The 21,002-nt window shown below is 52.7% G+C and carries 19 protein-coding genes and 1 tRNA gene; 13 read left to right on the plus strand and 7 right to left on the minus strand.

Translation table 11 applies throughout. The features are described from left to right. The first annotated feature begins 41 nt into the window (after positions 1–41). The 4 genes from map to L3K52_16325 all read left to right on the plus strand — a co-directional run bounded on the left by map (position 42) and on the right by L3K52_16325 (position 6,110). Positions 42–854, plus strand: coding sequence for a type I methionyl aminopeptidase (gene map, locus L3K52_16310; GenBank protein ID UOG91732.1), 813 nt, complete (start codon positions 42–44; stop codon positions 852–854). Then, on the plus strand, positions 851–3,487 hold the full coding sequence (gene glnD, locus L3K52_16315; GenBank protein ID UOG91733.1) for a [protein-PII] uridylyltransferase: 2,637 nt from the start codon (positions 851–853) through the stop codon (positions 3,485–3,487). Before map ends, glnD begins: the two co-directional genes overlap by 4 nt. Before the next feature lie 29 nt (positions 3,488–3,516). Beyond that, complete coding sequence (locus L3K52_16320; GenBank protein ID UOG91734.1) at positions 3,517–4,755, plus strand: molybdopterin molybdotransferase MoeA; 1,239 nt, start codon at positions 3,517–3,519, stop codon at positions 4,753–4,755. A gap of 65 nt (positions 4,756–4,820) precedes the next feature. Then, positions 4,821–6,110 carry an ATP-binding protein gene (locus L3K52_16325; GenBank protein UOG91735.1) on the plus strand — a complete coding sequence of 430 codons (1,290 nt, stop codon included), beginning with the start codon at positions 4,821–4,823 and terminating at the stop codon, positions 6,108–6,110. A gap of 37 nt (positions 6,111–6,147) precedes the next feature. On the opposite strand, the gene mtgA is transcribed toward L3K52_16325, so the two are convergent. Further along, positions 6,148–6,873 carry a monofunctional biosynthetic peptidoglycan transglycosylase gene (gene mtgA, locus L3K52_16330; protein ID UOG91736.1) on the minus strand — a complete coding sequence of 242 codons (726 nt, stop codon included), beginning with the start codon at positions 6,871–6,873 and terminating at the stop codon, positions 6,148–6,150. 84 nt (positions 6,874–6,957) lie between these two features. Between mtgA and L3K52_16335 the strand changes: the two genes are divergently transcribed. From L3K52_16335 to L3K52_16375, 9 genes are read left to right on the plus strand one after another with little or no spacing between them, the layout of a single operon-like run. Continuing rightward, entirely contained in the window at positions 6,958–7,884 is a 927-nt protein-coding gene (locus tag L3K52_16335) for an ABC transporter ATP-binding protein (GenBank protein ID UOG91737.1), read from the plus strand. Next, positions 7,881–8,654: an ABC transporter permease gene (locus tag L3K52_16340; GenBank protein UOG91738.1), complete on the plus strand. Its 774-nt coding sequence runs from the start codon at positions 7,881–7,883 to the stop codon at positions 8,652–8,654. Before L3K52_16335 ends, L3K52_16340 begins: the two co-directional genes overlap by 4 nt. Next, complete coding sequence (locus tag L3K52_16345) at positions 8,651–9,880, plus strand: TIGR03862 family flavoprotein (protein ID UOG91739.1); 1,230 nt, start codon at positions 8,651–8,653, stop codon at positions 9,878–9,880. Before L3K52_16340 ends, L3K52_16345 begins: the two co-directional genes overlap by 4 nt. A gap of 51 nt (positions 9,881–9,931) precedes the next feature. Further along, positions 9,932–11,677, plus strand: coding sequence for a bifunctional isocitrate dehydrogenase kinase/phosphatase (gene aceK, locus L3K52_16350; GenBank protein ID UOG91740.1), 1,746 nt, complete (start codon positions 9,932–9,934; stop codon positions 11,675–11,677). 12 nt (positions 11,678–11,689) lie between these two features. Further along, positions 11,690–13,774, plus strand: coding sequence for an ATP-dependent DNA helicase RecG (recG, locus tag L3K52_16355; GenBank protein UOG91741.1), 2,085 nt, complete (start codon positions 11,690–11,692; stop codon positions 13,772–13,774). Positions 13,775–13,832: 58 nt separating this feature from the next. Further along, a complete protein-coding gene (locus tag L3K52_16360; GenBank protein UOG91742.1) occupies positions 13,833–14,432 on the plus strand; it encodes a Uma2 family endonuclease in 600 nt (199 codons plus the stop codon). 19 nt (positions 14,433–14,451) lie between these two features. Next, positions 14,452–15,033 carry a Uma2 family endonuclease gene (locus L3K52_16365; protein UOG91743.1) on the plus strand — a complete coding sequence of 194 codons (582 nt, stop codon included), beginning with the start codon at positions 14,452–14,454 and terminating at the stop codon, positions 15,031–15,033. Position 15,034: 1 nt separating this feature from the next. Continuing rightward, positions 15,035–16,228 carry a multidrug effflux MFS transporter gene (locus L3K52_16370; protein ID UOG91744.1) on the plus strand — a complete coding sequence of 398 codons (1,194 nt, stop codon included), beginning with the start codon at positions 15,035–15,037 and terminating at the stop codon, positions 16,226–16,228. Further along, the gene (locus L3K52_16375) at positions 16,225–16,713 is read left to right on the plus strand and encodes a histidine phosphatase family protein (protein UOG91745.1); all 489 of its coding nucleotides are present in this window, start codon (positions 16,225–16,227) and stop codon (positions 16,711–16,713) included. Before L3K52_16370 ends, L3K52_16375 begins: the two co-directional genes overlap by 4 nt. Before the next feature lie 9 nt (positions 16,714–16,722). Here the strand turns inward: L3K52_16375 and ychF are convergent, their stop codons facing one another. From ychF to ispE, 6 genes are all read right to left on the minus strand, one after another. Continuing rightward, positions 16,723–17,817, minus strand: coding sequence for a redox-regulated ATPase YchF (ychF, locus tag L3K52_16380; protein ID UOG91746.1), 1,095 nt, complete (start codon positions 17,815–17,817; stop codon positions 16,723–16,725). 19 nt (positions 17,818–17,836) lie between these two features. After that, a complete protein-coding gene (pth, locus tag L3K52_16385) occupies positions 17,837–18,412 on the minus strand; it encodes an aminoacyl-tRNA hydrolase (GenBank protein UOG91747.1) in 576 nt (191 codons plus the stop codon). 11 nt (positions 18,413–18,423) lie between these two features. Next, positions 18,424–18,996: a 50S ribosomal protein L25/general stress protein Ctc gene (locus tag L3K52_16390; GenBank protein UOG91748.1), complete on the minus strand. Its 573-nt coding sequence runs from the start codon at positions 18,994–18,996 to the stop codon at positions 18,424–18,426. 74 nt (positions 18,997–19,070) lie between these two features. Continuing rightward, entirely contained in the window at positions 19,071–20,012 is a 942-nt protein-coding gene (locus L3K52_16395; protein UOG94028.1) for a ribose-phosphate pyrophosphokinase, read from the minus strand. 46 nt (positions 20,013–20,058) lie between these two features. Beyond that, positions 20,059–20,133 (minus strand) — tRNA-Gln (locus L3K52_16400). A gap of 7 nt (positions 20,134–20,140) precedes the next feature. Further along, positions 20,141–20,998 (minus strand): 4-(cytidine 5'-diphospho)-2-C-methyl-D-erythritol kinase, encoded by an 858-nt coding sequence (gene ispE / locus L3K52_16405; GenBank protein UOG91749.1) that lies wholly within the window; start codon positions 20,996–20,998, stop codon positions 20,141–20,143. Positions 20,999–21,002 lie beyond the last annotated feature (4 nt).

The raw sequence follows: 21,002 nt of genomic DNA on the forward strand, positions 1-21,002 counted from the left end.
TACCATGAAACGCTTTTCAGTGCTACCGAGAACCACTACAAATGGCAAAGACACAACGCGATCCCACCATAACGCTCAAAACGGCAGATGAAATTGCCAAAATGCGGGTAGCAGGCAAGCTGGCAGCCGACGTGCTGGACATGATCGGTGAATGCGTCAAACCGGGCGTGACTACCGACGAGCTGAACCAGATTTGCCACGATTACATTGTCAATGTGCAGCAAGCAATCCCAGCCCCGTTGAATTACGGCGAGCCGCCCTTCCCCAAGTCGATTTGCACCTCGGTGAATCATCAGGTGTGCCACGGCATTCCCAGTGACAAAAAATTGAAAAGCGGTGATGCGCTGAACATTGATATTACGGTGATCAAAGACGGCTACCACGGCGACACCAGCAAAATGTTTCACGTCGGGGAACCAACCATTGCGGGCAAACGCTTGAGCCATATTACCCAGCAATGCATGTATCTCGGCATTTTGGAAGTTCGCCCCGGCGCACCGTTCGGCAATATTGGCAAAGCGATTCAACGCCATGCTCATGCGCATCATTACAGCGTGGTCGAAGAATTCTGCGGGCACGGCATCGGCAGCCGTTTCCACGAAGCGCCGCAAATCCTGCACTACTACAGCAAAGACAGCGACAAAATCGTTATGGAAGCGGGGATGATTTTCACCATCGAACCGATGATCAACCAAGGCAAGCGTCATTTGAAAATCCTTCCCGATCAATGGACGGCTGTCACCAAAGACCACAAGCTTTCCGCGCAATGGGAGCACACCGTGCTGGTGACGGAAGACGGTTTTGAAATCCTCACCCTCCGCGCCGAAGAAGCTAATTGGCGTGCCAATCTATGATTCAAACCAACGCCTTGCTGGATGTTTATGACCAACTGCTGGCACGTGACCCGCCACGCACTGCCGACTATGCGCAAGCGATTAAGGATGCCCGTCAATTATTGGGTGAAGCGTTTCATGCAGGCACCGACATTCGCACCCTATTGCAAGATCACGCGGAATTCATTGACACCTTGTTGCAGCATTTGTGGGGGCTGAACAACATTCCGCAACATCACCGCGCCACTTTGATTGCGGTAGGCGGTTATGGCAGGCGTGAACTGCACCCGGCTTCGGACATTGATTTGCTTATTTTGCTTACCGAAACCCCGGATGCGGAATGCTGCGAGCGCCTGTCCAATTTCATTACCCTGCTCTGGGACATTGGTTTGGATGTCGGCCACAGTGTGCGCACGTTTGCGGAATGTTTGGAAACCGCGCGTGCCGATCTCACCGTCATTACCAATTTAATCGAAGCCCGTTACCTCAGCGGCGATGAATATTTGTTCCAACGCCTGTGTGAAGAAATTTCCCCCGCACACCTGTGGAGCAGCGCGGAATTTTTCCAAGCCAAATGCGAGGAACAACACAAGCGTTACCTCAAGTTGGGCGATACCTCGCACCGGGTAGAACCCAATCTCAAAGAAGGTCGCGGCGGATTGCGCGATATTCAGACCATCAGTTGGGTGACGCACCGTGAATACGGCACCATGTCGTTGCAAGAATTGTATGAAAATCGGCTCCTAGAATACGACGAGTTCCAAACCTTGCGCGAAGGCCGTGAGTTTTTATGGCGGATTCGTTTTGCCCTGCATGAACTCGCCAACCGCAAAGAAGACCGTTTGCTGTTTGATTATCAGCGCAGTTTAGCGCATCTGTTTGGGTACACCGATGATGCCAATAATGCAGCAGTAGAAGCCTTTATGCAGCGTTATTACCGCACAATCACCGATCTGGAGCGCCTGAATGAAATGCTGATGGGCATTTTCCGCGAGCGTATCCTCACGCAACACCCGCCCTTACCGGAAATGCTGGGGGAATGGTATCAAAAGCGCGGCAATCTGATTTCGGTGAATTCGCCAGATGTGTTTGTGCTGTACCCGACGGCCTTGCTGGAAATTTTCCTGCTGCTGCAAATGATACCGGGGGTGACGGGGCTGACACCGGATACCACGCGCTTGATTCGGCACAATTTGCACCGCATTGATGCCAGTTTCCGCCAGCAAGCACGTCATCGGCAGTTATTTGTCCAAATCTTACGCCAACCCAAAGGCATTACGTTTGTGATGCGTTTGATGAACCGCTACGGCATTTTGGCAGCGTACATCCCCGCCTTTGCCAATATCGTCGGGCGGATGCAATACGATTTGTTCCACATGTACACCGTGGATGAGCACACGCTGTTTGTGGTGCGCAATCTACGCCGCTACAGCACCACGCTAGGCGCACAGGAATTGCCCTTTTGTGCCGAAGTGTTCAAAACCTTGCGTGACCCGGAAATTTTATACCTCGCAGGATTGTTCCACGACATTGCCAAAGGCCGCAAAGGGGATCATTCCGTGCTGGGCGCGACCGATGCTTACGCTTTTTGCCGTGAGCACGGTCTTGATCTACACGATGCTTCGCTGGTAAGTTGGTTGGTGCGCCATCACTTGTTGATGAGCATGACCGCGCAACGCAAAGACATTAGCGACCCGGCAGTCATCCACGAATTCGCGGGGATTGTGGCGTCGCAAAGCCGTCTTGACTGCTTGTTTTTGCTGACGATTGCGGATATTCGCGGCACCAACCCCAAATTGTGGAACAGTTGGAAGCAATCGCTATTACACGAACTTTACCATTCCACGCGCCGCTTACTGAGCAATCGCACCCTGCTTACGCACGAAAGCCAGCTATTGATCGAAGAAAAGCGCAACGCCGCACTCGAACCGCTGCTGCAAGAAGGCTTTACCGAAGCCGAATGCAATACGCTCTGGCAACAATTCGGCGCAGATTACCATTTGATGCACTCGGTGGAATCGGTGCTTTGGCACACGCGCAATATTCTCGCCGAAGCTGCTTTCAAATCCACCTTAATCCATATCCGCCGCACCGTATCAGGCAGCAGCAATGTGCTGTTCGTCTACACCAGAGACCGTGATGACCTGTTTTCGCGGGTAGTCGCCTCCTTGGAACAACTCAACCTTAACGTGGTGCAAGCACGCATTGTATCAACCACCCAAGGTTTCGACCTGTACACCCTGCACATTCTTGGCCCGGATAATCAGCTCATTATCAGCGATATTGACCAGCAACACATTGTGAATACGCTGTGCAACAATCTGGAACGTGATCAGCCTTATCATCACAATCACCGCAAACCGCGTATTTTGCGTAATTTTAATGTGCCCACCCGCATCCAGTTCAGCCAGCAACCCGAAAAGAACCTGACCTTGCTGGAAATTAACGCCGGTGACATGCCGGGCTTGCTCTCGCGCCTCGGCGAAGCGATGGATGGCTTGGGGCTGCGGGTACACAACGCCCGCATCAATACGCTTGGCGAACAAGCACAGGATATTTTCTACATCACCACGCGCCAGTGCGAAATGATTGTGGACGAGGCGCAACAAGCGCACATTCGGCAAACGCTGGAACACGCTTTGCAGCTTCATTAACCGCACCCGCTTACCCATGAGAACCGCCCATGACTCACACTTGTGACCTTTTACCGCAAGGCATCCTCAGCGTCGAACAGGCGCAAACCCACATCCTCGGCAACGTTGCAGCATTGCAAGCCAGCGAACCCGTCAGCTTGTGGCAAGCGCAAGGGCGCATTCTGGCAGAAACCGTGTGCGCCCCGCTGGATGTTCCCCCGCATCGCAATTCCGCGATGGATGGCTATGCCATTAATCATGCGGATCTGCTCGACGCCAAGCCACTGCGAATGGTAGGGGCCGCATTTGCCGGTCGCCCGTTTGTGGGCACAGTGCAACCCGGCGAATGCGTGCGCATTATGACCGGCGCAGTCGTCCCGGAAGGTACCGATAGTGTTGTGATGCAAGAAAATGTGCAACGCGATGGCGACACTATCCGTTTAACGGGTTCGCTGAAACTCGGTGACAATGTGCGTCACCCCGGCGAAGACATGCGCACTGGCGACACCGTGCTAACGCCAGGGCGCAAATTGAATGCAGCGGATATGGGCTTACTTGCCTCACTGGGCATTGGCGAAATCAAAGTATTGCGCCGCCCGCGTGTCGCGTTTTGTTCTACGGGTGATGAACTCAAAAGCGTTGGTGAGCCGCTGCAAGCTGGTGATATTTACGACAGCAACCGCTACACCCTGTACGGCTTGCTGCAAAACCTCGACGTGGACATCATCGACCTCGGCGTGGTGCGCGATACCCCCGAAGCGGTGGCACATGCTTTCCAGCAAGCCATGCAACAAGCGGATATTTTCATCACCAGCGGCGGCGCATCGGTGGGTGAAGCCGATTACGTCACCTCCACACTGGAACGTTTGGGGCAAGTGAATTTCTGGAAAATCGCCATGAAACCCGGCAAACCGCTCTCATTTGGCACGTTAGGGGAATGCGTATTCTTTGGCTTGCCCGGCAACCCAGTGGCGGTAATGGCAACGTTCATGTTGTTTGTGCGCCCCGCAATTTTGCGGTTACGTGGTGAAAGCTTGCCCACTGTGCCGGAATACACCGCGCGGTGTACGACCCCACTGAGAAAAGCACCGGGGCGTAAAGATTATCAACGTGGCGTTTGCGAGCGGGATGAGCGCGGGCAGTGGCACGTTCGCAGCACGGGTGAGCAAGGCTCCCATATTTTGCGCTCCATGAGTCAAGCGAATTGCTTTATCGCTTTGCCACGGGAAGCGGGGAATTTGGAGGCGGGAGCCACGGTGACAATTATACCGTTTGAAGGATTTTTATAGGTGCTGCCTTAAAATTTTCAGGAAATCTTCCTTCCAACAAGGAAGATTTCGACTAAAATAGCAGTATGACTAAGAAAGAACTGCTGAAAACCTTGATCCGTGACTTTCACCTGCGTGATATTCCCGCGCTGAAACCGCGCCTGTTAGACATTCCCTTGCACCTCAACAAAGTGGTGACATTGACGGGCGTGCGGCGTAGCGGTAAGTCATCCATCCTCTTGCAAGCCATTGAGCAATTACGTAAAACCGTGCCACGTGAGCAGATTGTTTACCTGAATTTCGAGGATGAGCGATTGGATCTCGCGACCCACGAGCTTGATTTGATTATGCAGGCTTACCGTGAACTCTACCCAGCGCTGGAGTTGGCGCAGTGCTACTTTTTCTTTGACGAAATCCAAAATATTCCACGTTGGGAATTGTTTGTGCGGCGGCTCGATGACGGTGTGTCACGCCATTTGTTTATTACGGGGTCTAACAGCAAATTGCTGGGGAGCGAAATCGCGACTACCTTGCGGGGCAGAACCTTGCGTTATGAAGTATTTCCGCTGTCATTTGGCGAATATCTGGCGTTTCAAGGGATTGTGCCTGACCTGCATTCTTCGCAATCCGTCGCCTTAATCAACGTTGCTTTTGAACAATTTATGCTGCACGGTGGCTTTCCTGAGGCGGTGTTGCTGGATGATGACAACATCCGCCGCAAACTGCTGACCGAATATTTCGATGTGATGATCTATCGCGACCTGATCGAGCGTTATCAGGAACGTAACGTGCAAGCACTCAAGTTTTTTCTACGGCGTTGCATCGAAGGTGTGACTAGCCCGTTATCAATCAACAAAATTCACAACGAACTCAAGTCTGCGGGATTTCGTGTCAGCAAAGACACCTTGCACCAGTATTTGGAACAAGCGAATGCGATTTACTTGCTGCAATTGGCGTACAAATATGACCCGTCATTGGTACGGCGTGAATTAGGCGACAAAAAAGCCTATATCGTCGATAACGGCTTGATCAATGCCTTTAGCTGGCGAGCGGGGCAAGACAAGGGCAAATTGCTGGAAAACCTGATGGCAATGGAGTTACGCAAGCAAGGGTTGGAACTGCTGTTCGTGAAAGGGGCACAGGAATGCGATTTTGTGGTGCAGCAACCAACAGGCGAGTTGTTACCGATGCAGGTGTGTTATGAGCTGGGTGATCCCACCACCCGTGCGCGGGAGGTAGCGGGATTGCTGGCGGCTTGCCGTTTTTGCGGTGTTCAGCAAGGGGTGATTGTGACGCGGGATGAAGACGCGCAGTGGCAGGAAGACGGGGTAACTATCAAGGTTGTAGCGGCTTGGCGGTATTTGCTTTGCGCGTAATCGATTTTAGTTGACCTATGACTGTGATGAACTTGACTCAATCCAAACGCTGCAAATACGCCGCCCCACCAAGCGAGCGCATCTGCCGCAAAATCCGATTCTGCCGCGCCCGCACATACCCCGACGGCTTCACCGCGCTGTATTTACTCGGCGCAGGCAACACCGCCGCCAGCAACGCCGCATCCGCCGCCCCCAGCTTGCCCAACGGCTTATGCAGCAAATTCGCGCTCGCCGCCCCCACGCCATAATCCGCCTTACCAAACTGCGCCGTATTCAGGTAAACCTCCAAAATCCGCTCTTTCGACCAGAAGATTTCCATCACCCCAGAAATGCCCCATTCCAGACCCTTGCGCAGATAACTACGCCCTTCCCACAGAAACAGGTTTTTCACCAACTGCTGGGTAATCGTGCTGCCGCCGCCTTTGCCGCGCCCGCGCATTTCTGCCCGAATCGCCGCCTCGGTCGCCACCATATCAATGCCCCAATGTTCCGCAAAACGCTGGTCTTCGGACGCAATCACCGCCAACTGCATGTGACGCGGAATCTCCGCCAAACTCACCCAGTCGTGGCGCACAAATGGCGTTTCCGCGCTAAAGATTGCCACCACATTTTGCCGCAGCATAAACGCCGACGTCGGCACCGGCAGCCAGCGGAAAATCAGCAGCCACACACACAATGCCAAGAACAGCAACAACGGCACGCGCCACAGCCAGTGCGCCCAATGTTGAGCCTTCCATTTCGCAAACAGATCATACAATTTCATAATGTCGCGCATTATGTCACAACAAAACCTCACCCGTGAGATACGTGGTAACATTCGTGTTTCGTTTTTGGCAGAAAAAGCATTATGACGACGGCTCTCGACATTCAAGGCTTACAAAAAACCTACGGCAACGGCTTCACCGCCCTCAAAGGCATCGACTTGCGGGTGGAACAAGGCGACTTTTTCGCCCTGCTCGGTGCGAACGGTGCAGGCAAATCCACCACCATCGGCATTGTCAGCTCTTTGGTGAACAAAACCGCAGGCAAGGTCAGCATTTTCGGCTACGACCTCGACACCCAACGCGAGCAAGCCAAAGCGCAAATCGGGCTAGTGCCGCAAGAATTCAACTTCAATATTTTCGAGCCAATCGTCGAAATCCTCGTGAATCAAGGCGGCTATTACGGCATCCCGCGTGCGGAAGCCTTTGCCCGTGCCGAAGTGCTGCTCAAACAACTCGGCTTGTGGGAAAAAGCCCGCGACCAAGCCCGCACCCTCTCCGGTGGGATGAAACGCCGCCTGATGATTGCGCGTTCCCTCATTCACCAACCGCGCCTGCTGATCCTCGACGAACCCACCGCTGGCGTTGACATCGAAATCCGCCGCTCGATGTGGGAATTCCTGCGCAAACTCAACGCCGATGGCACCACCATCATCCTCACCACCCACTATCTGGAAGAAGCCGAAAGCCTGTGTCGCAACATCGGCATTATCGACCGAGGCGAGTTGATCGAAAACACCAGCATGAAACAGCTTCTCAACCGACTGGACACCGAAAGCTACGTCTTTGACCTTGCCAGCCCCGTGGAGGCATTACCCACCACCAGCAACCTCTGCCATTTCACCCTGCAAGACCCGACGACCGTGGAAGCCGTGTTCCACAAAGAACACTATTCACTCAACAAAGTCTTCGCCTTCCTCAATGAACACGGGGTCATCGTCAACAGTATGCGCAATAAAACCAACCGCTTAGAACAGCTTTTCATGGATTTGGTGGAGAACAACAAGCAATGAATCTGCAACAGTTATGGACAGCCTACACCACGATTTTGGTCAAGGAAGTGCTGCGTTTTTCGCGAATCTGGCTGCAAACGATTGTGCCGCCAATGATTACCACCGCGCTGTATTTTGTGATTTTCGGCAACCTGATTGGCTCGCAAATTGGCGATATGGACGGTTACAGCTACATTGACTTTATCACGCCGGGCTTGATTATGATGACGGTGATTACCAATTCTTACGCGAATGTGGTGTCATCGTTTTATGGCAGTAAATTTCAAGGCAATGTCGCTGAAATGCTGGTATCGCCGATGCCGAATTGGATTATTTTGGCGGGTTTTGTGAGTGGCGGCGTAGCGCGTGGCTTGGCAGTTGGGCTGGCCGTGACGTTGGTGTCGTTGTTTTTCAGCGCTTTGAGTGTGCAGCATGTTTTTATCACGTTCACGATTGTATTGCTGACATCGGCACTGTTTTCGCTGGCAGGGATCATTAATGCGGTATACGCGAAAAGTTTTGATGACATCACCATTATTCCGACCTTCGTGCTGACACCCCTGACGTATTTGGGTGGCGTGTTTTATTCGATTGCCATGCTGCCCCCGTTTTGGCAACACGTGTCTTTGCTCAACCCCGTGTTGTACATGGTGAATGGCTTTCGCTACGGAATTTTGGGCGCGTCGGATATGTCAATTTGGATAAGTTACGCCGTTATTATTGGCTTTATCGGGTTACTAGGCGCGTTTAGCCTGTACTTATTGAATAAAGGCATTGGGATTCGCAGTTGACAGCGGTCATTATTATCGGCGGCGGTCCTGCGGGATTGATGGCTGCCGAACAGCTTACTGACGCGGGTTATGCGGTGGATTTGTACGATGCCATGCCGACGCTGGGGCGCAAGTTCTTGCTGGCGGGGATTGGCGGTTTGAACATTACGCACGCCGAACCATTTGCCGAATTTTGCAGCCGTTACGCTGAACGCCAGCCGCAGTTGCAACCGTTATTAGCACCATTTGGCGCGGCGGAGTTGCAGGCGTGGTGTGCGGAATTAGGGGTGGAAACATTTGTTGGTACATCCGGGCGCGTGTTTCCTAAGGAGATGAAAGCCGCACCGCTATTGCGGGCGTGGTTGGCTCGGCTGAAACGCAATGGGTTGCGGGTGCATCCGCGTCATCGTTGGGTGGGGTGGAATGCGCAGGGGCAGCTCGTGTTTGAAACACCGCAAAGTACAATGACCGTTCATCACACCGTCGCCATCCTCGCGCTCGGCGGCGGTAGCTGGCAAAAGCTCGGCAGCGATGGCGCATGGGTCAGAATGTTAAGCGCCCGCAATACCCCCATCGCGCCGTTAAAACCTGCCAATTGCGGTTTTTTATGCGCGTGGAGCACGCACCTCAGCAGCCGCTTTGCGGGTTCACCGCTAAAATCCATCACCCTCAGTTTCACCGATTTGGCGGAGCAAACCGAAACCCGCAGGGGTGAAATGATCGTCACCGCACACGGCGTGGAAGGCAGCTTGATCTACGCCTTTTCTGCTCGCCTGCGTGACACACTTACCGCGCACGGTTCAGCCACTTTTTATCTGGATTTGCTCCCCAACCACAGCCAAGCCCAATTGGAAGCCGCTTTACACAAAAAACCTGCCAACAAAACACTGGGCAACTTCCTGAAAAGCCATTGGAAACTGGATAGTGTTAAAGCGGCACTGTTGTTTGAAACGTTGGATAAAACACACGGACAAACTATCCCGCTGCTGGCTGCAACGTTAAAAGCTATCCCCATCACTGTCACCGCCACTACACCGCTTGATGAAGCGATCAGCACCGCAGGCGGCGTACCGTTTGAAGCCTTGGACGAAAACCTGATGTTGCGGCACTTACCGGGCGTATTTTGCGCGGGGGAAATGCTGGATTGGGAAGCCCCCACTGGCGGTTACTTGCTCACCGCGTGCTTTGCCAGCGGACGCGCCGTCGGGCAAGGCGTGATCCACTGGCTTATGTTGCAGCGCACATAAATATTCCTGTAACATCGTCAACACTTTTAGCTTTGTTGGACGTTATTGCATATGCCAGAACCTTCTTTGCAAATCAATCAATTAGCACGTGGGATTGCGACGACTATCCTGCAAGGCTTTAACCGGCACTTTGAAATTTTCCAACGCATTACGGCGGGCGCACGGCAGCGTTTTGAAGCAGCGGACTGGAAAGCGGTGCAACTTGCCTCCCGCGAACGCATTGTATTGTATGACTGGCGCGTCAAAGAAACAGTGTCAATGGTGCAAGAACTCTACGAAATCAAAACCGTGGATTTGGTATTATGGCGTGAAATCAAACATCGCTACATGCGCTTATTACTGAATCACCAGCAGCCTGAATTAGCCGAAACTTTCTATACCTCGGTATTTTGTCGCCAATTTCCCCGCGAACATTACACCAATGACTTTATTTTCGTGCGTAGCTCGATGTCAACCGAATACATTGACGCCGAAGAAACCAGTTACCTGTGTTATTACCCAAGTAACATTGGCTTACGCGAATCCCTCACGCGTATTCTGCAAAATGCGGGATTTGAATTGCCGTTTGAAAATTTAGAACGGGATATACGCCATATTTTCCGCGCCATCGTCAAACATTACCGGGGGAAATCCGCCCGCAAAGCGCAATTAAATTTCCAACTCTCGGTAATTCGTCACCCGTTTTTTCGCAATAAAGCCGCGTATTTAGTGGGGCGCATGATCAATGGGCGCGAAGACATTCCGTTTGCACTGCCGATCCTCAATAATGAAAACGGTGGCTTGTATATCGACACCTTGTTATTGGGGGAAAAACAGCTTTCGGTGGTTTTCAGCTATTCACAAGCCTATTTCATGATTGAACACCAAGTGCCTTCCGCCGTGGTGTCGTTTTTGCAACATTTATTGCCGCGCCGCGATACCTCAGAACTGTATTCGGCGATTGGCTTACATAAACAAGGCAAATCCGCGTTTTACCGCGATTTCTTGCACCATTTGCGGCATTCCAGCGATGAATTCGTGGTCGCACCGGGGATACGTGGCATGGTGATGATGGTATTCACTCTGCCCTCCTACCCTTACGTGTTCAAAATCATCAAAGACAAATTTGCACCGCAAAAAGAATTCACCCGCCAACAAGTCGAAGACAAATACCAATTGGTTAAACGCCACGACCGCGTGGGGCGCATGGCGGATATGATGGAATATTCCAATGTGGTGCTGCCGATCGAACGCTTCGTGCCAGAACTGTTGCAAGAGTTGCAAGAAACCTGTGCCAGCAGCCTCAGTTTTGACGGTGACAATATTATTTTCCGGCATATTTATTTAGAACGGCGCATGATTCCGCTGAATATTTTCATCGAAACCGCTGACGATGCAACCTTGGAACGGGTGATCGACGACTACGGCAATGCCATTAAACAATTGGCTGGCGCAAATATTTTTCCCGGCGATTTCCTCTATAAAAACTTTGGGGTCACGCAATTGGGGCGGGTGGTGTTTTACGATTACGATGAAATCACTTACATGACCGAATGCAATTTCCGCAGAATTCCGCCGCCGCGCTTTCCTGAAGACGAATTCCGCTCGGAGCCGTGGTATTCGGTCGAGCCGAATGACGTATTCCCGGAAGAATTCGGCACGTTTTTATTATCTACGCCCAAAATTCGTAAGTTTTTCCTTAAATACCACCGCGACCTGCTGGATGCACGGTACTGGCAAGCGAAAAAAGACAAGATTAATAACGGGCAATACGAAGATGTGTTCCCCTACCCAGAGGCATTGCGCTTCAAGCGATAGTATACTGCGGGCATGACTGAAGCCGCCGCACCCGATTTTTTACAGCAACCTGTGACTGCCCTGCGTGGGGTGGGCGATGCAGTCGCTGAAAAATTGGTGCGGCTCGGCATTTTGCGGGTGGCGGATTTGCTGTTTCACTTGCCGCTGCGCTATCAGGATCGCACCCGCATTTACCCCATCGCCAGCCTCAAAGTTGGGCAGGAAGTGCTGGTCGAAGGTGAAATCGAATACGCCGAAGTGGTGCAACGCGGGCGCACCATGTTGCTGTGCTACCTCAACGACGGCAGCGGCACCTTAATCCTACGCTTTTTCCACTTTACCTCTGCCCAGAAATACAGCTTGCGCAAAGGTGTGTTGCTGCGCTGTTTTGGCGAAGTGCGGCAAGCAGGCATGAAGCTGGAAATGGCGCACCCCGAATGCCATTACCTCAAAGCCGATGAACATGAACCGATTGCGAATACGCTTACGCCGACTTACCCCACGACTGAAGGTTTGCAACAACGTAGCTTGCGCCGCTTGATTGATTTGGCATTGGAGCATGTGGAAGAATTGCCCGATTTGCTGCCAGAAAGCGTGGTTAAGCAACACCGTTTTCCGCCGCTGGCGCACGAATTACGCAAATTGCACACGCCGCCGTCAGGTTCAACGGTGGAAGGAATGCGCCCGTACCGGCTAATTTTCGAGGAATTACTCGCGCACCAACTCGGTGTGCAACAAGCGCGGCACGAACTCAAGCGTGTGCAAGCGCACGTCATGCCCGAAACCAACCACTATTGGCGGCAATTGCTGCGCACCCTGCCCTTTGCCCCGACGGGCGCACAAAACCGCGTGATTGCTGAAATCACCACCGATTTGCAACAAACCGTGCCAATGAATCGCTTGGTGCAAGGCGATGTCGGTTCAGGCAAAACCTTGGTCGCCGTTGCCGCAGCATTACACGCGATTGCCAACGGTTTCCAAGTCGCGCTCATGGCTCCCACCGAATTGCTGGCGGAACAGCATTACCAAAACTTGGTGCGCTGGCTCGAACCGTTGGGGGTGGAAACCGTGTACATTTCCGGCAATCAAACCCCACGCCAACGCCGCCGCAAGGTGGAAAACCTGTTGCTGGGCATTGGGCATATTGCGGTCGGTACACACGCCTTGTTCCAACGCACGGTCGAATTCCTGCAACTGGGGCTGATCATTATCGACGAACAGCACCGCTTCGGCGTGCATCAGCGCATGGCCTTGCGCGAAAAAGGCAAGCAAGGCGAGCATTACCCGCACCAATTGGTCATGACGGCGACACCGATTCCGCGCACCTTGGCAATGACCGCTTACGGCGACCTGGATTATTCGGTGATTGATGAATTACCGCCGGGACGCACGCCGATTACCACCGTTGCCCTGAACAATGAGCGCCGCGATGAGGTGATTGAACGCATTTCAGCCGCGTGTCGCGAAGGTCGGCAGGTGTATTGGGTTTGCACCCTGATCGAAGAATCGGAAGCCTTGCAATGCGAAGCGGCAGAAGTCACTGCGGCGATGTTGCACGAACGCTTGCCACACGTTGCGGTGGGGCTGGTACACGGACGGCTGCACGGGTCGGAAAAGGAGAGCATGATGCGCCAGTTCAAGCTGGGGGAAATCCAGCTTTTGGTGGCAACGACGGTGATTGAGGTCGGAGTGGATGTGCCGAATGCGTCCTTGATGGTGATCGAAAACGCGGAACGCATGGGCTTGTCGCAATTGCACCAGTTACGTGGGCGGGTTGGGCGCGGCAGTGTGGCGAGTAGTTGCGTGCTGCTTTACCAGCATCCACTGGGTAAAACGGCACGGAAGCGGCTGGATGCGATGCGCACTACCACCGATGGTTTCATGATTGCGGATATTGATCTGGAATTGCGCGGCCCCGGCGAAGTGTTGGGCACGCGCCAGACGGGGGATGTGCGGCTGCGGATTGCGAGTTTGCTGCGTGATCAGCATTTGTTGCCAGCGGTACAAACGGCCGCGCGGGACGTGGTGGCGCATTACCCAGAGCGGGTGGAAGCGTTGACGCAACGTTGGTTGCAGCAGCCGGATGGCGAAACGGCGACGCAGTTTTTCCAGAGTTAAGACATCCCCACTTTCTGCTGTGCTAACATCAACACTGGGAAAAGCAGTAGGTGATGTTATGGCAGCATTGGCAGAAAAATTCGATTACTGTTCCGTAGAAGATTATTTGGCAGGCGAAAAGACCAGCGAAGTCAGGCATGAATACGTGGATGGTCAAACTTACGCGATGGCTGGCGGTAGCCTCAAACACAACCTGATTGCCGCAAATATTTCCGGGCTATTGTGGAGTCATTTACGGGGAACCTCTTGCGTGCCGCTGAGTAGCGACATGCTATTGAAGACGTTGGGTAAACGCTTCCGTTACCCCGATGTGGTTGTGGTGTGTGATGATGATGCCTCCGACGATGAGCAGATCAGGGAAAGCCCGATCCTCATTGTCGAAGTGTTGTCCAAAAGCACCCGCAAAAAAGACAAAGGCGAAAAACGGCTGGAATACCTCGCCATTCCCAGCCTGCAAGAATACGTGTTGATTGAGCAGGATTTTGCGGAAATTGAAGTGCAACGCCGCAGTGCCAGTTGGCAATCTGCGTATTACTTTTTGGGGGATGAGGTGGTATTGGAATCGGTCAATTCCCGCTTACCTGTTGAAGCTATTTATGAGCGGGTTAAGAATGAGGATGTGTTGGCGTGGTTGGAACAGCAAATCACTCGAAATTGAAATATTAGGAGTATGACCAATGGGTGCAGCAGAAAAATTGCAAGAACACTTTACCTATGCCGATTACGCCAAATGGCCGGAAGATGAGCGTTGGGAACTGATTGAGGGTGTCGCGTATGCAATGGCTGCTCCGTCACGGCAACACCAAAAGATTGTCCTGAAAGTAGGCAATCAAATAGACCGTTATCTGGAAGGCAAATCTTGCGAAGTTTATCCCGCACCGTTTGACATACGCCTGCCCAACCACAACGAAGCCGATGATAATGTAGACACCACCGTGCAACCCGATCTTGCGGTGATCTGCGACAAAAACAAGCTGGATGACAAAGGCTGTCGGGGTGCGCCCAACTGGATCATCGAAGTGCTTTCGCCTTCCACCGCGCTCAAGGATATGGACAAAAAACGCTGGTTATACGAGCGACATGGGGTGAAAGAATATTGGATTATCCACCCCATTGACCGCTGGGTGATGGTGTATACGCTGAAAGATGACGGGCAATACGGCTTGCCGCTGATGTTTGGGATGGATGAGCCGACTGCGGTGGGGTTGTTCCCCGAATTGCTGATTGATTGGGGATTTATGCAGGAAACCACTACCTAAAATGTCCACTAACCTCCCCCGTTTCGGCGAATTCGTCGCCCTCATTGCCATGCTCACATCGCTAACCGCGCTGGCGATTGATGCCATGCTGCCCGCACTCGTCACCATCGGGCGCGAATTGGGCGTGCAACACGACAACGACGCGCAATTAATCCTCACCACCTTATTTCTGGGTTTGGCGCTGGGGCAGGTATTTTTCGGCCCTTTATCCGACGCAACCGGGCGCAAACCGCTGATGTACGTGGGCTTGGGCATCTTTATGCTCGGCAGTTTGCTTTCAATGCTCGCGCAAGACTTTTCGCACATGCTGATCGGGCGATTTTTACAGGGGGTGGGCGCATCCGCCCCGCGTGTGTTAACGATGGCACTGGTGCGCGATTGCTATTCAGGGCGGGCGATGGCGCGTGTCATGTCATTCACCATGAGTATTTTTATTCTTGTACCCATGATTGCGCCGTCATTAGGGCAAGGTATTTTACTAATGGCAGGCTGGCGCAGTATTTTCACGCTGTTTTTTGTACTGGCGCTCAGTGTGGCAGTGTGGTTTGGGTGGCGAATGCCGGAAACCCTACCCGCCGCTAAACGCCGCGCTTTCAATTTCCGTGAATTTTGGCAGGGGCTGAAAGAAGTCATCAGCAACCGTACCAGCATGACCTACACCCTCACGACAGGGATTGTGTTTGGCGCATTTCTTGGCTATTTGAGTTCGGCGCAACAAATCCTGCAAATCCAATACGGCTTGGGGGAACGTTTCCCGCTGTATTTTGCACTGCTGGCACTGGCGATTGGCGGCGCATCGTTACTCAATGCCAAGCTGGTGATGCGCTACGGAATGCACTGGATTTCAAAGCGGGCATTGCTGCTGTTCACGCTACTATCGGGTGCATTTTGGCTCGTCACTTACAACAGCGCCGGACACCCCGCACTGCCACTGTTGATGGCGTACTTCATGCTGGCATTTTTGGCATTAGGGATGTTATTCGGCAATCTGAATGCGCTGGCGATGGAACCATTGGGGCATATTGCCGGAATTGGCGCATCGGTCATCGGCTCGCTCTCGACCCTGATTGCGATTCCGCTAGGAACGTTTGTTGGGCAAGCCTACGATGGCACAATATTACCCCTGATCAGCGGCTTCTTGATTTTTGGCTTAGCTGCCACCGCCGCCCTATTTTCACAGCGAAAACCCGCATGACAACTACCCTGACTTTTTTACGCCACGCCACTGCGGAAGATCACAACCTGCCGATTCCCGATGAAGCCCGCCGCCTCATCCCCAAAGGTCACAAGCAAGTGCAACGGATCGCCAGCTTTTGCCAACGCCACGCCTTACTGCCAACCCACTTGCTGTGCAGCCCACTGGTAAGGGCGTTGGAAACCGCGCAAGGTTTACGCGAACACTTAGCCGATTGCCCCAAAGCCGTCGTGGTGTCTTGGTTAGCGCATGGCACAGATACCCAAACCGCACTGCACGCACTGGCAGCCTTAGCCGCAAACGCTGACAATAATATTTGGCTGGTGGGTCATGAGCCGGAATTTTCAACCTTAATAGCCCACTTGCTAGGCAGCCCTAACAGCCGTATTAAAGTCAAAAAAGCCGGATTGATACGCTTGGACGTCGATATAACAAGCGGTGTCGGGGAACTCCAATGGAACATCCCCAACGCGCTGATGAAGTAGCGGAAAATCTTACACGTTAAACAGGAAGTTCAACACATCGCCGTCTTTCACAATGTATTCCTTGCCTTCCGCCCGCATTTTCCCGGCTTCTTTCGCACCCTGCTCACCTTTATAAGCAATGAAATCCTCATACGCAATGGTTTGCGCACGGATAAAGCCGCGTTCAAAATCGGTATGAATCACGCCTGCCGCTTGGGGCGCAGTGGCATTTTTCGGAATCGTCCACGCCCGCACTTCTTTCACGCCTGCGGTGAAATAGGTCTGCAAGCCCAACAAATCGTAACCCGCGCGAATCACGCGGTTCAAACCCGGCTCATCCAGCCCCATACCCGCCAAAAACTCATCGCGTTCCGCATCGTCTAATTGCGAGAGTTCGGATTCCATTTCCGCACATACCGGCACCACCACGGCATTTTCACGTACCGCAATGGCGCGAACTTGATCCAGATACGGGTTGTTTTCAAAGCCCTCTTCACTAACATTGGCAATGAACATTAACGGTTTGATGGTAATTAGGTGGAATTCGCGGATTGCCAAGGCACGCTCTTCCGCCGTCATATCCAGCGAACGCGCGGAATGCCCTTCAGACAGGTGTGCAAACAAGCGTTCTGCCAAGACTTTTTGCGCCAGCAAATCTTTACTGCCGGATTTAGCCGAACGGGTCAGACGATTCACCGCCTTTTCCGCCGTATCCAAATCCGCTAACGCCAACTCGGTATTGATGGTGTCGATGTCGGAGGCGGGGTCAATCTTGCCTGCAACGTGAATAATGTCGTCGTTATTAAAGCAACGTACCACTTGCGCAATGGCGTCCGTTTCGCGGATATGCGCCAGAAACTTATTGCCCAAGCCTTCGCCCTGCGATGCGCCTGCCACCAAGCCTGCTATGTCCACGAATTCCATCGTGGTCGGCAAAATCCTGATGGGCTTGACGATCTCCGCCAAGGCGTCCAAGCGCGGATCGGGCATGGGGACGATGCCCACATTCGGCTCAATCGTGCAGAACGGGTAATTCGCTGCCTGAATGCCCGCTTTGGTCAGCGCATTGAATAATGTGGATTTCCCCACGTTTGGTAAACCAACAATGCCGCACTTGAATCCCATGAGTTGTACCTGCTTATGTTTACTTCGTATGCAGCGCGTTCATCGCCTTCTGCATCTCACCGGCTAAAATCAATTCAGTCTGGTCGGCGGCTTTATCAATCGCGCGTGAAATGACGATTTCATCATCCAACGAGGGGCGCGACAGCACATAATCGACCACTTTATTACGGTCGCCGGGGTGTCCGACACCCAGCCGCAACCGCCAATAATCCGCGCTCAAATGCGCATGGCAATCACGCAAACCATTGTGTCCGCCGTGACCACCGGCTTGTTTCAAACGCACGTCACCGGGTGCAATATCCAGCTCGTCGTGCGCTACTAAAATTTGTTCCACCGAAATTTGGTAGAAACTGGCTAACTGTTTGACGGCTAAGCCGCTGCGGTTCATGAAAGTCATGGGCTTAATCAGCCATACCGTCGCGCTGCCGACTTGCAGTTTACAGACTTCGCCGGAAAAACGCTTCTCAACAGCAAACTTGCCGGAGTAACGCCTTGCCAGTTCGTCAACAAACCAAAACCCGGCATTGTGCCGGGTTTTGTCGTACTGGCTACCGGGGTTGCCCAAGCCTGCAATAAGGCGAATGGGAGTTCCCATCGGTATCGCCCTTAGTGAATCGCAGCGATAGCGTTGTCGTGGTCTTCGCCGAGCGCCAACTGCGGCAGGCTGACGCCTTCCGGCAGCTTCAAATCACTCATGTGCAAAATCTGACCTTTCTCGACATCGATCATGTCAACTTCGATGAATTCAGGCAGATTCTTCGGCAAGCAAGAAACTTCTACTTCAGAAATCATGTGGCTAACCGTGCCACCTTGTTCTTTAACGCCTTTTGCCACGTCATCGTTGAGGAAGTGCAGCGCCACGTGAACGTTGATTTCTTCATCGTCACGGATGCGCTGTAAGTCAGCGTGCATAATGATGGGCTTGGCAGGGTGACGTTGCAGGTCACGCAAAATTACTTGCTCTTTACGATCACCGAAATCAACCGTGATGATTTGCGAGTAGAAACCTTCTTCCTGCAAATTACGGATCATTTCATTGTGACGCAACATAATGGATTGTGCGTCAACGCCTGCGCCGTAAATAACGGCAGGTACCATACCAGTATTACGCAGGCGGCGGCTCGCACCCTTACCCTGTGTGTCACGTGTTTGCGCTTGCAAAACGTATTGTTTTGACATGTTATCTCTCCAACAAAATCGTTACCGAACGCGACCGGACGGCAACTAAAAAAACCCGCGAACGGGGACTAAACTTATAAACCTTCAAACAGCGAGCTGACGGACTCGTCCTGATTGATGCGTAAAATGGTTTTCGCTAACACCCCAGCTACCGAAAGCTGACGAATCTTAGCACATTTTTTCGCCGCGTCGCTTAATGGAATGGTATCGGTGATAACCACTTCATCAAGCTGAGAATGTTCGATATTGCTTACGGCTTTGCCGGAAAATACCGCGTGAGTCGCATACGCCCGCACGGTTAATGCGCCATGCTGCTTCAAGGCAGTCGCGGCATTGCACAAGGTACCGCCGGTGTCGATCAAATCGTCGATCAAAATGCAATTGCGCCCTTCCACATTCCCGATAATATTCATAATCTCGGATTTGTTGGGTTCAGGGCGGCGCTTATCGATAATCGCCAATTCGACATCGCCAAGGCCTTTGGCTAAAGCACGGGCACGCACCACACCGCCGACATCCGGTGACACCACCATAATGTTATCCAGCTCGCAAGCCAATACATCCTTAATCAACACCCCAGAGGCATACACATTGTCCACGGGTAAATCGAAAAAGCCTTGAACTTGGTCAGAATGCAAATCGATGGTCAACACCCGGTCAACGTGTCCCGTCGCAATCATATCCGCCACGAGTTTGGCAGAAATCGGCACACGCCGTGAACGTACCCGTCGATCTTGCCGCGCATAGCCGTAATACGGAATAACAGCGGTGATTCGCCCGGCGGACGCACGATACAACGCATCCGCGATGATCAGCAGTTCCATCAGGTTATCGTTGGTCGGTGCGCAGGTAGATTGCACGATGAAGACATCACGACCACGCACGTTTTCCAAAATCTCCACATGCACTTCACCATCACTGAAGCGTTCTGCTTTGATTTTACCGGGGGAAATTCCGAGGTGATCGACGATTTTTTCGGTGAGTTCAGGATTAGCGTTGCCTGTAAACACCATCATTCTATCGTCAGACATGACATATCCGCATTGAGTAGGAGGGAAAAAATGGCAGGGCCGCCAGGATTCGAACCTGGGAATGCTGGAATCAAAATCCAGTGCCTTACCGCTTGGCGACGGCCCTTCTGAAACTAATTGTAAAGCGCTGACAATGTTAACAATTTTTGTTGCAATGGTGAAGTATTCACACTGCTTGCGACAAAACCGAACCACTGATCAGGTAAGTTTTGCAGGATTATTTCACCGTCTTGCTTACTTTCGACCGAGGCGAACAGGCAACTGCCTGAACCTGTCAACACCGCGTTTGAATACCGAGATAACCAACGTAAGGCCGTGGCAACTTCGGGATAACGCTTTTCTACCACCGGTTGAAAGACATTTCTGCCTAGCCCCGCGTGGAAGGTCGCTAATGTAATGGGAGGACAGTCACGTGTCAAGCCCGAATCAGAAAAAAGTTCGGCAGTAGGCACATGCACACCGGGATAAATCACCACATACCAAGCGTCAGGCAAGCTCACGGGGGTTAACTGCTCCCCGACGCCTTCCGCCCATGCTGCATGACCATGCACAAAAACCGGCACATCCGCCCCTAAACGCAAACCCAAAACAGCCAATTCATCCGTACTCAAGCCGCAACGCCATAGGTAGTTCAGCCCCAGCAACACCGTTGCTGCATCGGAGCTACCACCACCTAGACCACCGCCCATGGGAATGCGCTTCAACACCTGAATATCCGCCCCCAAAGAACAGCCCGTCACCTGCTGCAACAACCGCGCTGCCCGCACCGTCAAATCAGCCGCTTCCGGCACGCCCGCCGCGCCGACGGAGCGCTGAATCACCCCGTCATCGCGCACGCTCAAGGTAATTTCATCGCCAAAATCGAGAAACACAAACAGGGTTTGCAGCAAATGGTAGCCATCCGCACGCCTGCCGGTAATGTGCAGAAACAGATTGAGCTTAGCGGGTGCAGGCAATATTAACGTTTGCATGGGA

This window comes from Candidatus Thiothrix sulfatifontis, from assembly GCA_022828425.1.
Lineage (GTDB): Bacteria > Pseudomonadota > Gammaproteobacteria > Thiotrichales > Thiotrichaceae > Thiothrix > Thiothrix sulfatifontis.